General features: G+C 39.2%; 15 protein-coding genes. 6 read left to right on the top strand and 9 right to left on the bottom strand.

The genetic code is table 11. The features are described 5' to 3' along the window. Positions 1–15: 15 nt before the first annotated feature. From MUN88_RS11445 to MUN88_RS11430, 4 genes are all read right to left on the bottom strand, one after another. On the bottom strand, positions 16–1,923 hold the full coding sequence (locus MUN88_RS11445; protein WP_244715119.1) for a beta-N-acetylhexosaminidase: 1,908 nt from the start codon (positions 1,921–1,923) through the stop codon (positions 16–18). 34 nt (positions 1,924–1,957) lie between these two features. Further along, entirely contained in the window at positions 1,958–2,842 is an 885-nt protein-coding gene (locus MUN88_RS11440) for a carbohydrate ABC transporter permease (RefSeq protein ID WP_244715117.1), read from the bottom strand. 20 nt (positions 2,843–2,862) lie between these two features. Further along, positions 2,863–3,726, bottom strand: coding sequence for a carbohydrate ABC transporter permease (locus MUN88_RS11435; RefSeq protein ID WP_244715115.1), 864 nt, complete (start codon positions 3,724–3,726; stop codon positions 2,863–2,865). A 75-nt stretch (positions 3,727–3,801) separates the two neighbouring features. After that, positions 3,802–5,112, bottom strand: a complete 1,311-nt coding sequence (locus MUN88_RS11430) for an ABC transporter substrate-binding protein (protein ID WP_244715113.1) — start codon at positions 5,110–5,112, stop codon at positions 3,802–3,804. A gap of 630 nt (positions 5,113–5,742) precedes the next feature. Between MUN88_RS11430 and nagA the strand changes: the two genes are divergently transcribed. The 4 genes from nagA (at position 5,743) to murQ (ending at position 9,496) form a co-directional block, all read left to right on the top strand. Further along, positions 5,743–6,924: an N-acetylglucosamine-6-phosphate deacetylase gene (gene nagA, locus MUN88_RS11425; RefSeq protein WP_244715110.1), complete on the top strand. Its 1,182-nt coding sequence runs from the start codon at positions 5,743–5,745 to the stop codon at positions 6,922–6,924. Positions 6,925–6,931: 7 nt separating this feature from the next. Then, positions 6,932–7,687 carry a glucosamine-6-phosphate deaminase gene (gene nagB, locus MUN88_RS11420; RefSeq protein WP_244715108.1) on the top strand — a complete coding sequence of 252 codons (756 nt, stop codon included), beginning with the start codon at positions 6,932–6,934 and terminating at the stop codon, positions 7,685–7,687. 54 nt (positions 7,688–7,741) lie between these two features. Beyond that, positions 7,742–8,464 (top strand): GntR family transcriptional regulator, encoded by a 723-nt coding sequence (locus MUN88_RS11415; protein ID WP_244715106.1) that lies wholly within the window; start codon positions 7,742–7,744, stop codon positions 8,462–8,464. A 120-nt stretch (positions 8,465–8,584) separates the two neighbouring features. Next, on the top strand, positions 8,585–9,496 hold the full coding sequence (gene murQ, locus MUN88_RS11410; RefSeq protein ID WP_244715104.1) for an N-acetylmuramic acid 6-phosphate etherase: 912 nt from the start codon (positions 8,585–8,587) through the stop codon (positions 9,494–9,496). 758 nt (positions 9,497–10,254) lie between these two features. Here the strand turns inward: murQ and MUN88_RS11405 are convergent. Beyond that, entirely contained in the window at positions 10,255–10,725 is a 471-nt protein-coding gene (locus tag MUN88_RS11405) for a DinB family protein (protein ID WP_244715102.1), read from the bottom strand. A gap of 229 nt (positions 10,726–10,954) precedes the next feature. On the opposite strand from MUN88_RS11405, the gene MUN88_RS11400 reads away from it, so the two are divergent. After that, entirely contained in the window at positions 10,955–11,281 is a 327-nt protein-coding gene (locus MUN88_RS11400; RefSeq protein ID WP_244715100.1) for an ArsR/SmtB family transcription factor, read from the top strand. A 44-nt stretch (positions 11,282–11,325) separates the two neighbouring features. Further along, entirely contained in the window at positions 11,326–11,838 is a 513-nt protein-coding gene (locus tag MUN88_RS11395) for an SRPBCC domain-containing protein (protein ID WP_244715098.1), read from the top strand. A gap of 206 nt (positions 11,839–12,044) precedes the next feature. On the opposite strand, the gene MUN88_RS11390 is transcribed toward MUN88_RS11395, so the two are convergent. The 4 genes from MUN88_RS11390 to MUN88_RS11375 are packed head-to-tail and all read right to left on the bottom strand — an operon-like array spanning position 12,045 to position 15,295. Then, on the bottom strand, positions 12,045–12,347 hold the full coding sequence (locus MUN88_RS11390) for a PTS sugar transporter subunit IIB (RefSeq protein ID WP_244715096.1): 303 nt from the start codon (positions 12,345–12,347) through the stop codon (positions 12,045–12,047). Beyond that, entirely contained in the window at positions 12,344–12,661 is a 318-nt protein-coding gene (locus MUN88_RS11385; protein WP_244724475.1) for a PTS lactose/cellobiose transporter subunit IIA, read from the bottom strand. The genes MUN88_RS11390 and MUN88_RS11385 overlap by 4 nt, the downstream gene beginning before the upstream one ends. A 23-nt stretch (positions 12,662–12,684) precedes the next feature. Beyond that, on the bottom strand, positions 12,685–13,974 hold the full coding sequence (locus MUN88_RS11380; RefSeq protein WP_244715094.1) for a PTS sugar transporter subunit IIC: 1,290 nt from the start codon (positions 13,972–13,974) through the stop codon (positions 12,685–12,687). Positions 13,975–13,978: 4 nt separating this feature from the next. After that, complete coding sequence (locus tag MUN88_RS11375; protein ID WP_244715092.1) at positions 13,979–15,295, bottom strand: 6-phospho-beta-glucosidase; 1,317 nt, start codon at positions 15,293–15,295, stop codon at positions 13,979–13,981. Positions 15,296–15,455: the final 160 nt, after the last annotated feature.

The following is a 15,455-nucleotide window of genomic DNA, read 5'->3' as shown; positions in this document are numbered from 1 at the left end:
AAACTCCTTCATTTTTTAATAGATCGGTAATACGTGAAAAAATACATTCGGAGATGCGATTCGATAATAATAGCTGGACCATCCCAATCCCGTTGATTGATCAACATTAGCATTAAATGGTAACCGTTCTTGTTCGAGTTCATCGATAAAGTCGACTTCTTCATTGATATATTGAGAGATTCGCTCGATTGCTGTTTCCAATCTTGCTATCAAACCACCATAACGGATATCGATCACTTCCCAGCCAAATGGCTTATTGATCTGGAACCATTGTTTTTTGTGGGCAGCGCGCAACCTTTTTACCCGTTCGATAATTTCAGGCAGCTCAACATCTGCAATGGCTTTTAATTCAGCCGTATCTTTGGCGTCATAGGCAGCTTTTAATTGAAGCCCAATCGTTGATTTTCGTGCCAATACAGCAGATAACTTTTCCGGTACATCAAAAATAAAATCTAGTTCAGCCTGAGGATTTCTTAATTGTTTAAAGGTCTGTTCTAACTGTTGATAATGTCCGGCTATCGCTAATCCTTCAATATGTTTGTCAAAAAGACCCAGTAACACATCCTGCCACAACAAAAATTTGGACGGATTCGTTTGGTCCGTATTTCCTTCAGCCACACCAGGAATTGCATCGAGCTCATTTAATTGTAAATAGGCTTGCGGATCCAGCCCTGTGCAGAATGTTGTTCTTGAGTACCAGTCTGCTTGATCGACTGTTTGATAATATTGATGCTCTGCATATAGCTGCAAGCCAAGCATCGCCGCGTAATAATTATTTTCGTAGCCATCGTCCCCCCATAGCGTGACAAATACATCTTGAATCTTCGCTTCTTTACTCGCCTGCAGGGCTGCTTCACTTGTTTTTAATGATAACCCGTAATTCGTCGCAAACGTATTCCAAACCCATATCCCTCCGGCAAAAGCAGGAGTCTGACCTAATTGTTTATGCTTATCAATTAACGTATGATACTCCTTTTTCTTCGTATGGAAATAATCCCAATACATCAATGTGACATTACTTGGAACCAATTGCTGCATTTCCTCTGATATCTCCGTCGACATATCATACTGATCATCTCCAGAATCAGAAGCTAATTTAATGAACATATCGCTCCACATCATGACTTCTAACTGCAAGTCATCTGTGATTTCAGTCACTCTGTACAAATGCTCTGTCATTAGTTTCAAACGATCTTTATAGCCGTATTTATTTAAGTAAATGCCTCTGCCTAATTCCTCTGCTTCGTCCATGCCAATATGCAGACGTTTACTCCGGAATGGCGTTGTAGCCGCAATGATCATCTTTTCGACAAACTGATAAGTAGCTTCTTGTTCTGCTAACAGGACGCCTCTTGTGTCTTTCAAATGTGCCGATGCGTCCCATTTCAAAAATTCTTCTAAGTGTGCAAGTGTTTGAATACAAGGGATCAATTCAATACCTAACCGAAAGGCATAGTCATCTAATTGTTTCAATTCCTCCTGCGAGTACCGGCCACGCATATATCCGAAATACGGGAATTCTTTTACCTCATACGTATCTTCCATATATAACATCGCTGCATTAAAGCCCATTAAAGAGAGCTTTCTCAACATCGACTTAAATTGGCACACCTTCATAACAGCATTTCGTGATAAATCAAACATTGGTCCAATTGTCTTAAACTGAGAGTGCTCCTTAAGGAGAAAATCCTTACCATGGGCAGCATGCTGGACAAATAAACCAAACGCCCTGTAAACGTGATAATCATGATAATAACAAATCTTGCCCTGACCATTTTGATAAGATACAACCGTTTCTTTTTCATCGTTTTTTTCAATCATTAACGATTTCCCCGATTGACTGAGGGTAGTCCCTTTTTCTATCGCAAGCTCCTGTAAGCCGTACAAAAAGGGCTGATAGTCACCTTTTAACGTAATATCCATTCTGCATCATCCTTTGTACACAAAGTTAGAATTATTATCCTTTAACCGCACCTGAAGTTGCCCCTTTTTCGAATGTCTTCTGAGCAAACAAATAGAATATAAGTACCGGAATGATCGTCATGGCGATAGCTGCCGTCATCAAACCATAATCTGTCCCATATTGCGAGCTGACATTTGATAATAACACAACAATTGGTGCCACTTTTTCATGTGATACAAGCACGAGTGAAGAAAATAAATCATTATATGACCATAGAAATACGAAGATCCCTACGGTAGAAAACGATGGTAAAGAAATTGGCAAAAAGACTTTCGTGAACATCTTAAACCGGCCACAGCCATCCATATGGGCTGCTTCCTCCAGCTCTTTCGGAATCGTCGCCATATAACCACTGATCACCAGAATTGCAAAAGGTAAATTACCAGCAGTTTGCGGGATGATCAATGCAAGATACGTATTAACCAAATCCATACCAATCATCATTCGGTACACGGGTACGATGGTGGCAAAAGCCGGAATCAATAAACTGGCTACTAATAAAGCTTGCAGCAGACCTCTTAATTTAAATTGCATCCTTGCCATCGCAAATGCGGCCAATCCTCCCAGAAATAGAACGAGCAGCACAACCGAGCCAGAAATAATAAAGCTGTTGAGATAACTCTTACCGATATTGACTGTTTCAAATGCATTAATATAGTTTTGCATGGTTGGATCTGAAGGGATGTTAAATGTACCGGTAATGATCTGCCTTGACTCTTTAAAGGAATTAAGCAACACCCATGCTAAAGGAAAAATAGTTGTCATCGACCATAATGTCAGGACAACATAGACAAATATTTTCCCTGCTTTTGAATTCATGAAATACCTTTCCTGAAATTTCTCCCAAAAGGTTAATTGTTCCTCTGTATGTGAATACATCTATCTAACACCTCTTTTCCTTAATACGTAACTTCATCTCTCTGCAATAATTTATTCGTAACAAAAGCTAAGGTTAGCCCTAGTACAACAATCAGTACCGCTAACGTTGCCCCATATCCCATCGCAGAGTCCTGAAATGCTTTCTGGTACATATACGTTCCCAGCACTTCTGAGGAATTGGCTGGACCACCTTTTGTAATAATATAAACTAACTCAAAAATCTTCAGCGTTCCGGTGATTGCCAACACGATGCACGTTTTCAAATCACTTACGATAAGCGGAATAGTCAGCTTAAACATTTTTTGCATACCGGTAATACCTTCGAGCTGAGCCGCTTCATAAAAATCGTTCGGAATTTTTTGAATGGCAGTTAACAGGATAACGAAGTAGAAACCAACGTAATTCCAGATCGTCGGAATTGCCACCATATATAAGGATGACTGTTCTGTTAACCAAAGCACTCTTTCGAAACCTAAATTGACTAACATTTCATTAAGCAGTCCATTACGGTAGTTGTAAATCAAGGTGAATAACAAACCGATTGCAGCACCCGAGATTACGATCGGGAAGAAAAAGGTTGTACGGAAAAATCCTGCACCTTTCGTAATGGAGTTGACCATGATTGCCAATATAAGAGCGATTCCAACCTGAAATATCGTGACATAAAGCATTAATTCCAATGAATTAAACAAGGCACCTCTGGCTATTTCATCATTTAGTAATCGAACATAATTCTCCAATCCCACAAAAGTAGAATTAAAGAATCCATCTGTTTTATAGAAGCTTTGCAAAATATTTTCAACAAATGGATAATATAAAAAGATTCCTGTCACAGCAAATGCCGGGGTAAGAAAGAGGAAAATATATAGTTTATCGCCTTTCATGTGTCCTCCAATCCAGATGTGCAAGGAGGCTGACCCAACATAGCGGGACAACCTCTCTCGTCATCTATTATTCTATTATTTCGCCATTTCAACCGCTTTTTCTAACACTTCTTCACCTTGCTTATCACCACTTACAATCTCAGGTACACTCGTACGCATATGAGTAAATGATTCTGGATAGATACGGTCATTGATTGGTAAAGCAACAGCCGGTGCGTTCTTCACTAAATCATGTCCTGCTTTCAAGTAGTCTGCCAGATCACTTAGTTCACCTTTTGCAGGTGGTTGACCAGTTGCTTCAGCAATTTTGATAATTGTTTCTTCAGAAGTTAAGTAGTTAAATAGACTGACAACAGCATCTTTCTTCGCTTCATCTTCATATGCTTTCGTACTGATAAACCAGCCTTGTGATGCACCACCAACAAGTTCACCTGTCTCTCCACCTTCTGCATAGACAGGCATTGGTAATACCGTGACATCTTCCCCCATACCAGCTTCTTCTAGTTGACCCCAGAACCAGGATCCTTCGAAGATCATTGCTGCCTGCTCCTGTTTGAACAATTCTTGCGCTAATGCTAAATCGATTGTCGCTGCATCTGGTGTAAATGCACCCATATCAGCATGTTTCTTAATATTATTTAATCCTTCTGCCCATGCTTCATTTTTATCAGCAAGAGCTGCCGAATAATTTTCCATTCCGCCTGCCGCCAAAATATAATGTTCTACCACGTAATATGAATCCTCTGTTGATGCAGCGATAGGAACGATATCTGTTTCCGCGAATTTTTCAATTGCTGCTTCGTATTGCTCCCATGTAGTTGGTAATTCTACGCCATGTTCTTCAAATAGTTTTTTATTTATAAATAACCCTTCATAAAATCCGGATTGTGGTGCAGCATAAATATTCCCATCCTCACGTCGTTGTTGTTCAAGCATGGAGTTATAACCCGATAAATCAACACCCTCAGCCTCTTCTAAATTGACCACTTTTCCTTCTTCTATCAACCCGTCTGCATCGACTGTATTAAAGTAGAACATAAGGTCCGGTTCATTATCTGAAGAAAAATCTGTGTTAACTTTCGTACGAATTGTTCCTGCATCTGCTGATTGTGAATCGTTTTCAATTTTGATGTTCGGATTTTCTTCCTGGAAATCATCTAATACCTGCTGAAACACTTCACCGGCTGGATCCGTACCCGCCATTGTTGTAACAACTCTAAGATTGACTTCTTCTTGTTCTGTCTCTTCTGCAGAAGTATCATCACCATTGTCTGATGTATTCTCGGTATCATCCGTACTAGAACCTGTTTCGTCATCACCACAAGCTGCTAAACCAATGACTACGAATAATAATGCTAACAACAAACTCCATTTGAATTTCTTCAAACCAACTACCCCTTTTCTTTAAAATATTCGAACAACTTTGTACAGTTGTCTATACCTAATATAGCTAGCAGGTCAAATAATGTCAATACATTTCACAAAAACAGTTACATTTGTTATTATCTTTGTACAAAATTATAATTAAAACCGCTTACTAAATTGTTAAATTAATATTTTTATTGTTATAACAAAATAATTTTTTCATCATTATACCATTTATTTATTAAAAAGATAGTCATTTTTTACATTATTGTTATTTTCACAGTTTATTATGTTCGGACTAATTTTATGATAAGTTATTACAAATCAAACTTTCATCATTAAAGGTTATGATGTGTTGTGTTAGCTCGTTATTATCCTAGCTGATCAAGCCCTTATTTGTAGGAATGTTTAACATCCTATCTATTTGTCGAGAATAACTTGTGAAAGAATGACAAAAATTAAAAATAAGAAATTTTACTGTATTTTCGCTCTACCTTCCTGCACACTCGTAAAGGAATAGTCCGTGTCAACAGGTATTGAATCTGGTATATACTTTTGTTAATTTTATGTAAATTATTATATAGGTATAGACAACCATACTACGAACTGTTAATCTATAACTAAACATTTGAATGGATAGGTGTGAACAAGATGAGTGGACAAAAATTATTGTTAAAAAATCTAACAATCTATACAGAAAACCAATCGATCGATAATGGATATATCAAAATAAATGACCAGAAAATAGAAGAAATAAACGAATTAGACATGTTAAAGGATGACGAGAGATACCGCACCCTGGATTTCTCTAATACAAAGGGATGTGCGATACCAGGACTAATTGATGTCCATATCCACGGAGCTAATGGGGCCGATGTAATGGACGCGACACCAGAAGCTTTAGAGACTATGGCTCAAGCATTACCAATGGAAGGCACTACTTCTTTTCTCGCTACTACGATGACCCAAAGCGAAGAAAACATTGAAAAAGCGCTTGAAAATACAGCGGCTTATATCAAGCGGCAGCCGAACCAGCATGCAGAAGTAATTGGTATTCATTTAGAAGGTCCTTTTATCAATAAAGTACGAAAAGGTGCACAGCCTGAAGAACACATCTTGAAACCGGATGTAGCATTATTTAAAAAATGGAATGAGCTTGCTGCAGACAATATCAAACTGGTCACTCTCGCTCCGGAGGTAGATGGTGCTGAACTACTAATCCGATATCTAACGGAACAAGGTATTGTAGCTTCAGCAGGACATACAGATGCTACTGCAGCAGAAATAGAACTGGCGATGGACCAAGGTTTGTCACATATTACCCATTTATATAACCAAATGCGTGGTTTTCATCACCGTGAACCTGGTGTAGTAGGCGCTGCCTGGCAACATAAGCAGCTAATGGTAGAAATGATTGCAGATGGTGTCCATTCTACTCCTTATGCTGTCAAAACCGCTTACGATTTAATTGGTAAAGACAATTTACTGCTGATTACAGACGCCATACGAGCAAAATGTTTACAAGGCGGTGAATATGAATTAGGTGGACAGAAAGTATTCGTAGAAGATAATAAAGCCACTTTAGAGGATGGGACACTTGCAGGCAGTACATTAAAGCTAAATGATGCCGTGAAAAATATTATGCAATTCAGCGGATGCTCTTTGCCAGAAGCAGTCTCCATGTCTTCCACCAACGCTGCTAAAGAATTAGGTATGACAGATAGAAAAGGTTCACTTGCAACAGGTAAAGATGCCGATATCGTTTTATTAGATGACAATCATGACATATTGCTTACCCTGTGTCGAGGAGAAATTGCATACGAAAGGAAGTAAGAAAATAATGAAAGTAATTCAGACAAAAAATTATCAGGATATGAGTGAAAAAGCTGCTCAATTTATCTTAGAAAAAATAAAATCAAAACCGGATTTTCAGTTAGGTTTAGCAACAGGAGGAACACCTGTCACTACTTATCAGAATCTGATTCAGGACCATCAGACAAACCAGACATCTTATCAGCTTGTTACAACTTTTAATCTTGATGAATATATCGGTTTATCGAATGAAGATCCTAACAGTTATCATTATTACATGAACAAACACTTATTTAGTGAAATTGACATTCCGGCTGATCAGACTTTTATTCCGAATGGATTGGCTGAAGATTTAGAACGAGAATGCATCGAATATGATGCTCTCATTTCCAAATACAACGGCATAGATTTACAAATATTAGGTCTTGGTCATAATGGACATATCGGATTTAACGAACCGGGAACGCCTTTTGACAAGCAAACTCATATTGTCACGTTAGCCGATTCAACAGTCGAAGCCAATGCGAGATTCTTTGATTCTATTGAGGATGTTCCAACCCAAGCGATCACAATGGGAATCGGTTCGATTATGAAAAGTAAAGAAATCCTTTTACTCGTATCAGGTAGAGAGAAACATGAAGCGTTGCAGAAACTGCTTCACGATGAAGTTAATGAACTATTCCCTGCTTCTATCTTGCAACGTCATAAGAATGTTACCATTATAGCTGATGAAGATGCTATAATAGGAAAAGATATGATGCAAAGTAAGAGCGCCTATCGATAGGCGCTTGAATTAGTCTGTTACGTTGATTTATGACAGGAAAGGAGTATACGAGACATGATCGATAAACAATCCCCTATTCCCATTTATCATCAACTGGAGGAGCAAATCAAGGCCAAGATTGAAAATGGAGAATATAAACCAGGAGACGCACTTCCATCAGAACGCGAATATGCAGAACAATTAAATATCAGCAGAATGACGGTGCGGCAAGCCATCACAAATTTAGTAAATGAGCGTTATTTACACCGAATCAAAGGTAAAGGTACTTTTATTACCGAACAAAAGCTGGAACAAAACCTCAATGGTTTGACAAGCTTTACCGAGGATATGAGAGCTCGTGGCATGGAACCTAGTAATAAACTGATTAACTTTGAAATTATTCCTGCCAAACTGAGCTTAGCTGAACAGCTTCACATCGCTGAACATGCACCAGTCTATGAAATAAAGCGCATTCGCTTAGCAGAAGGTATTCCAATGGCATTGGAACGAACATATATACCAGCGAATCTGATTAAAGGTTTAACGGATCACATTGTGCAATCTTCTCTCTATCAATATATCGAGAATGAATTGGGATTAAAAATCGGCAAGGCCAGTCAATTATTCGAAGCAACGCTTGCAAATGAAGAAGAAGTTGAATACTTAGAAATCACCGAACAATCACCTGTTCTTTTCATGAAAAGAACGACACAGTTAGAGAACGGCACTCCTTTTGAAGTAGTGAAATCATCTTATCGTGCTGATCGTTATAAGTTCATGCTTGATTTGGAACGTTGAATATTCGCACTAACCGGATGCGAAGTGGTTGGCCAAAGGGCATCCTCACACGTTAATAAGATTTCAAAGCGAATGGACTTCATCTAAACAATTCATGTTGAGAACAAAGGAGGCTTTCCCATGGCTGAACGAGTCACAGAACAAAAAAATGAGCATTCCATTAATATTGACGAAATGGAAGCATTGGATATTGTAAACCTAATGCATCAAGAGGATCAGAGGATTCATAAAGGGATTGAGCAAGCATTACAACGGATTGCTGATGCTGTTGATCTAATCGTTACAAAGTGGCGTCAGAGCGGCCGGGTTTTTGTCGCGGGTGCCGGTACTAGCGGGAGAGTAGGTGTACTGGATGCAGTGGAACTTGGTCCAACTTTTTCCGTTGATCCTGACCGCTGGATTGCTTTCGTTGCTGGCGGAAGACAGGCAATGTGGGAACCACTTGAACAGCATGAAGATAGTGAAACAAATTTAATTAACAGCTTAGAACAATACAACTTTAACAGTAAAGATGTGGTCATTGGTATCAGCGCTAGCGGGTTCACCCCTTACTCTGTATCTGCCTTAACCTATGCACGGGACATAGGAGCTTCCACCATCTCGATCAGCTGTAACCATGAGACAATATCATCTGAAATTAGTGATGTTGCAATCGAATTGGTAGTTGGCCCTGAAATCATCAGAGGCTCTACCAGATTAAAAGCAGGAACAGCGCAAAAAATGGTAATCAATATGATATCGACCGCAGTTATGGTACGACTTGGCAAAGTCTATCAGAACGAAATGGTAGACATGCAATTAGTAAACAAGAAGCTGATGAAACGAGCCGAAACCATGCTTACGGATCTCACGATGCTGCCTGAGAGCGAAGTACAGCAGCTGATGATGGAAACTAATCAGGATATTAAGCTTTCCTTATTAATCGCTAAGACAGGCTGTGACTTACCACAGGCGAGAGATACTTTAATTCAGACAAGCGGACATGTGAAACAAGCGATTCAAATATTGGCACAACAGAACAATAACAACTGACAAAAAAGCATGGGGCACTGTGCTTTTTTTATGAGTAAAGCATAATTACGGAGATATTGCAGAAGTAATCACTCTAGAAAAGATGATAGGTTCTTATAATACGGATTATGTTAAGTGGAACAGTATGACAAATTAGTCATTTTGATAGCTTGTCCACGCGTAGCAAGCTCCGGAAATATACTCCGATTCCTGTGGGGCAAGGCTTCAGCTAGGCTACTACTTGAATAACCTTTTTGCTACCTTGTGCCGAGTAAGCTTGCTTCGAAGCGATTCTTGCAGACACAGGCAGAGACAAAGTGGATCTTCAGCTCAGCGCTGACGCATGAGGAGTCTCCGCATATTTCCTACGCTTAAGTGAAGTGCTACAACGTATGGAACAGCTAAAAGCAGTCGTGCTAGACATTGTATATCATCAAATGAAGCAGATAGTGCTCCATATCCTACCTGTCGCATGAATTGTGGAGCTAAACATGAGCGTAGGCCAACCACGTAGACTCCCGCGGGACATGCAGGTGCGGAAGATCCACTTTGTGAAGCGCTCTTCTTCACAAAGTTAGCTTCAGCCGTGCCCCGCAGGACGCGAAGTGGTTGGCCGGAGCGGTATCCCAGCACTTGAATAATTTCAAAATTACCACTCAGCAACTTTACATAATCCGTAATATAGGTAGTTGTATATCTACTTACGTTTGTCGGACCTGGTGGATTTTTGCCCGGTTTGCCTACTGTCCAAATTGATCATATAATCAATACCCAGGGAATCAAACGTTATAATGAACGCCCTGGCTATCATTCCATGTTCCAAGGCTTTTACGAATAAATACTATCTGCCCAATATGATAGGCATTGTGCAGATTGATGTACGTCAGGCTTTCAGCATTTTTTTCGATACATTCCTCATCAGATTGTTCGATTGCCGATTGCCAACGTTCCAATGTTTGAAATAATTCCTCTACAAGCAGCTCCCAACTTTTTTCTGTCAAAGGTTTAAATGTCGTCTCATTGTCAGAGATCTGAACATTATCTTGTACTCCCTTAAAACGATTTAATTCCAGATTGTTATAAAAACAAAGATGATTAACAATTTCAAAAATAGAATGAACCGAAATCGCACTATAATTATAGGCTTGTTCTGCAGGTAGTCCTTTTAAGGCAGTCTGCAAAGAAACAAACCAAGTGTCCGTGTTGTGACAAGCTTTAAATTGATTTAAGATGACCTCTTTCCTATTCACCTCTACCACCCTCTCTATTTAATTTGTTCACTGACAATGTTACCCCATTTAATCATTTATTAGTAGAGTAGCAATTATTTTGAATATTCCTTGAAAAGAATATTCCTTTCGTGTTATATTCAAATCAACAGCTTAGAATGACAAGAAACACTTTGAAATCATGGAGGTGATTCTCGTTGTACATATAGGCATCTAATTTTTAAAAATATGTATGTTAGGAGAGAACAACATGAACACACAAACATTTAGTGCACTCGCAGAACCAAGCCGACTAGCAATCGTAGATTTACTTCTTAACCAGCCACTTCCTGTAGGAGAAATTGCCGAAAAGCTTCAATTAAACCAGCCCCAAGCATCTAAGCATCTCCGGGTATTAAGCGAAGCAGGTATTGTCGAGGTTCATCCAATCGCCAACCGTCGCATTTATAAACTAAAACCGGAACCTTTCGTTGAACTGGATGAATGGCTTGATTCCTATCGTCGAATATGGGAAGCAAGAATGGATCGATTGGACGATTATCTCGATGTGATGCAAGGAAAAAAACCGCTAAGTTAGCTCCGTGTAACCTTTAGAAAACGATAACAATTGGAGGAATGACAATGTCAACATCTGAAATGAAATCTAGAGTAGTGAACGAAAAAGTACTAGTATTGGAGCGTATTTTTCATGCTCCTCAAGATCTTGTTTTCCAAATGTTTAAAGAAGCGGATCATCTCAAGCATTGGTGGGGACCAGCAGGTTGGGAACTTCCTGTTTGTCACGTTGATTTCCGAAATGGTGGCAGCTGGCATTACTGTATGAAATGCGTTGATCGGAACCAAGGAGATTTTTACGGAATGGAATCCTGGGGAAAAGTGATCTATAAGAAAATTATCGAACCGGAAACGATTATTTACACCGATTATTTTTCAGATGCAGAAGGGACGATTGACGAAACCATGCCTTCTTCTGAAATTACGTTGGAATTCATTGACATAGGGAATGGACAGACAAAACTTGTGAACCATGCAGAATATGTTTCTGCTGAAGCACTTCAAAAAGTCATGGATATGGGAATGCTTCAAGGAATTACAGAAACTTGGGATCGTCTGGAAGAGCGTCTTAATTACTGACGTTTTTAATTTCCATCAAACTTTGGTTATAAGATTAAGTCTTATAGACAGTATTCTACCTTTTTCAAAAAAAGTGTCCGCGAGATCTCGTCTTTTGACTTTTTACTTTGAACTGTTTATAAGACTCGTTCTTACGTACACTTTTTCCAGCTTTCAACACATTTTGGACGTAAGATTCATTCTTATATTTCTGCCGTGCCTATTATTTATTTCATCAATTGCCGTGCTTGTTCGAGGATCTGGTCGCCTCTCATCATCCCGAAAGCCGACTGATCCATTACGTCACACTTTACACCAAATGGTTCAACGGTTTGGCGGATGTTCTTCTCCAGATAGCGGATTTGTGGGCCAATTAATACGACGTCAGAACCTTCCACATGCTGTTGTAAATCTGATTCTGCTATCGCATGAATCTCTGCTGTCACATCATTTTCAGCAGCGGCCTGTTGCATTTTGTTGACTAAAATGGAAGTTGACATTCCCGCGGAACATACTAAGAGTAATTTCATTTTTCACCCTCCAGATGATGTAGTTTTTGATACATATCGATGAACTCTACCGCTAAGTCCTTTACTGTCATTGCCATCATTAAATGATCCTGCGCGTGAATCAGGATAAGAGGAAGATGATTATACCGAGCTTCTGCTTCCCGTTGCAAAAGGGTTGTTTGCTCATGGTGTGCTTTGGTAAATTCTGATTCTGCTAAAGCGATCTTATCCGCTGCTTCTGTTATCTGGTCAGCTTTGGCTAGTTTAATAGCTTCCATCGCTAGCGAACGAGCATTTCCTGCGTGCAGAATGATTGTAAAAGCTATTTTTTCCATTTGTTCCTCTACTTCAGACAACGTCACCCCTCCATCCTTTGTTTATAAGATCTGACTCCTGCCATTAAAAAAGGTATATATATGAAAACAGCCACAGTTAAATTGACTAATTGCAAAATAACCCCGCGTAAACTGCCGCCTGTTACTAAATAACCACTAATAATAGGGGGAGTCGTCCAAGGCAAAATAGCGACCGTCCTTGGCACCATACCGGTATACAACGCAAAGTACGAAATAATAGTCAGCACTACCGGCGCCAGCACAAACGGGATAAACATAATGGGGTTCAACACGACCGGTAAACCGAATATAACAGGTTCATTTATGTTAAAAAAACTGGCTGGTGCTGAAACTTTCGCTATCTCACGATATGGATGTTTTTTTTCATGACGTACGACAATAAAAATCGCCATCAGCAAGGCTAACGTTGTACCGATTCCACCCATATAAATAAAAGAATCCAAAAAAGGCTTCGTTACAATATTCGGCACATCATAAGCAGTGACACCTGACTGGAATAAAGCAATATTCCTTTCTACAAGTGATATGTATACAGGTTCTGTTATAGCACCACTAATATTCGTACCATGCAATCCAAAAAACCACAAAAATTGATTGAGCAGTGCAATAAAAATAGCAGCAGGTAATGAATTACCCACCCCTTGAATCGGCTGTTGCATGGCGGCAAATATAATTTCAAAAATAGTCGTTTCCGCCAATATCGTTAACAATGTTTGCAGCAATCCGACAATCGTAAAGATAATCAAGGCAGGAATCAAAGCCCGGAACGACTTCGTTACACCAGGCGGTACTCCTTCAGGCATTCGGATGATAAATTTTGAATTCGTGATTAGTATCCGAAATAACTCGGTTATCGATAAAGAAACAATAATACCAACAAATAATCCTTGCGTACCGAGCCAATTCATATCCAATCCAAAATCATCCGTTATCGGTACAAGCATAATGTAACAGGCAACCGAAATAAGCGATGCCGATAATCTATCTATATTATAACTTTTCGCTAAATGGTAGGCAATTGTACACGTTACCAATAATCCCAGAATCGCAAAAGTTCCATTCCAGATTGTTCCTCCAATTTGCTGCCAGTTTCCTTCTCCAAATATTATGTTGAGACCATCTGTAAGAGACAAGTTTCCGAATGGAGGGAAATTATTAATTAAAACGGCTAAAGAACCAATTATAACAAGTGGCATTACCGCTACAAATCCATCCCGCACCGCTACTAAATGTCGTTCGGAACCGATTTTTCCCGCCATCTCTATAAACGCTTGCTTCTTGGTACGCTTCATCTCACTAACCCCCAATCATAAACTGCGGTAACTCCTTATGATTCGCTGCCAGCATTTCGTCTAACAATGCTTTTGCCCTTTTTTCATCTTTAATTAATGGATTTGCCAGGAATGCCTGATACGCTTGATGATAATCCCCGGAAATGCCTGCTTCAATCACCAGCTCCTCAAACGCCTTCATCTGCAGAATATCCCCTTTTACAGCCATTGGTAAAGAGACTATCGTGATGGGCTCTGGGCCGTCCTTGGTAATGAAACAATTCACTTCAATTACCGCATCATCTGGTAATTCTTTTATCGCGCCATTGTTTAAGGTATTTACCGTTTGAATGTCTTTTCTATTATTATAAAGGGAATCCATCAATCTACAAGCCACTTCACTATAGAAAGCTCCGCCTCTTTCTTCTAATTGCTCTGGTTTCTTCGTTAAAGCAGAATCCTGATAAATGGCAAATAACTGTTTTTCTAGTTGTTTCACCGCTTTCGCTCTTGTTTCCCCATTCTTATAAGCACGCTGTTGTGTTGCCAACATGTCCTTCGTTTGATAATAATACTGATGATACGGGTTCGGAATGAGCTTCATATTCTGCATAAATGCTTTAGACGAACCTAAGTGAATAATATTAGCCGGTGAGTATTTGGCATGATTGTGATCTAATCTTTCAGTTAACTCCTCTGTATAATCTATGCCATTCACTTCGACACGACGACCAAATACAAAATGATTCAGGCCAATAAATTCTACCAAAACCTGATCAGCGTTCACCTCTAATATTTCTGCTGCTGATTGCTGCATATGATACGGAATGTTACAAACGCCGATTACTTTCTTATGGGTCGAATACTTTAGCAATGCCTCTGTAATAATGCCAGCAGGATTCGTAAAATTAATCATCCAGGCCTCAGGACAAATCCGATGAACCGCTTCTGCAATTTGCAGCATTACTGGAAACGTCCGAAAAGCCTTCAATATCCCGCCAGCACCATTCGTCTCCTGTCCAATAAAGCCATGGCTTAACGGGATTCGCTCATCACGTTCTCTTGCATCAAGTCCACCGACACGTATTTGTGTAGTAACAAATTCTGCTTCTCGTAAAGCATATTCAAGATCTAGCGTCCAACTTAATTTTATCTCCTTTTTTTCTTGTTGGATCATTCTCTTTGCTAAATCTGCAATAATTTTTACTTTTTCTTTGCCTTCTTCAATATCTACCAATACAATTTCTGTAAATGATAACTGATGATGACGTTTCAAAACACCTTCGATTATTTCGGGAGTATAGCTTGACCCTCCCCCTATTACTACTAATTTCAACGTCATATGACAAAAACCCTTCTTTCTGCAAGGAATTTATACCTACTTTTTAATCCAAATGTATCATACAAAATACAAATCGTAAATAAAACTTTAAAAAATCATTCATTTGTTATGATCTATTATCACTTGTCATACAAATTTGTTTCTAGTACACTATTTGTAA

Source organism: Gracilibacillus caseinilyticus, from assembly GCF_022919115.1.
Taxonomy (GTDB): domain Bacteria; phylum Bacillota; class Bacilli; order Bacillales; family Amphibacillaceae; genus Gracilibacillus; species Gracilibacillus caseinilyticus.
The sequence above is the reverse complement of the archived record's forward strand: the minus strand, read 5'-3'. Positions and strand labels throughout refer to the sequence as shown.

Excerpts from the sequence above, each read along its gene's own strand:
- MUN88_RS11445 (WP_244715119.1), bottom strand. The coding sequence starts at position 1,923 with ATGGATATTACGTTAAAAGGTGACTATCAGCCCTTTTTGTACGGCTTA.
- MUN88_RS11440 (WP_244715117.1), bottom strand. The coding sequence starts at position 2,842 with ATGTATTCACATACAGAGGAACAATTAACCTTTTGGGAGAAATTTCAG.
- MUN88_RS11435 (WP_244715115.1), bottom strand. The coding sequence starts at position 3,726 with ATGAAAGGCGATAAACTATATATTTTCCTCTTTCTTACCCCGGCATTT.
- nagA (WP_244715110.1), top strand. The coding sequence starts at position 5,743 with ATGAGTGGACAAAAATTATTGTTAAAAAATCTAACAATCTATACAGAA.
- nagB (WP_244715108.1), top strand. The coding sequence starts at position 6,932 with ATGAAAGTAATTCAGACAAAAAATTATCAGGATATGAGTGAAAAAGCT.
- MUN88_RS11415 (WP_244715106.1), top strand. The coding sequence starts at position 7,742 with ATGATCGATAAACAATCCCCTATTCCCATTTATCATCAACTGGAGGAG.
- murQ (WP_244715104.1), top strand. The coding sequence starts at position 8,585 with ATGGCTGAACGAGTCACAGAACAAAAAAATGAGCATTCCATTAATATT.
- MUN88_RS11400 (WP_244715100.1), top strand. The coding sequence starts at position 10,955 with ATGAACACACAAACATTTAGTGCACTCGCAGAACCAAGCCGACTAGCA.
- MUN88_RS11395 (WP_244715098.1), top strand. The coding sequence starts at position 11,326 with ATGTCAACATCTGAAATGAAATCTAGAGTAGTGAACGAAAAAGTACTA.
- MUN88_RS11390 (WP_244715096.1), bottom strand. The coding sequence starts at position 12,347 with ATGAAATTACTCTTAGTATGTTCCGCGGGAATGTCAACTTCCATTTTA.
- MUN88_RS11385 (WP_244724475.1), bottom strand. The coding sequence starts at position 12,661 with ATGGAAAAAATAGCTTTTACAATCATTCTGCACGCAGGAAATGCTCGT.
- MUN88_RS11380 (WP_244715094.1), bottom strand. The coding sequence starts at position 13,974 with ATGAAGCGTACCAAGAAGCAAGCGTTTATAGAGATGGCGGGAAAAATC.
- MUN88_RS11375 (WP_244715092.1), bottom strand. The coding sequence starts at position 15,295 with ATGACGTTGAAATTAGTAGTAATAGGGGGAGGGTCAAGCTATACTCCC.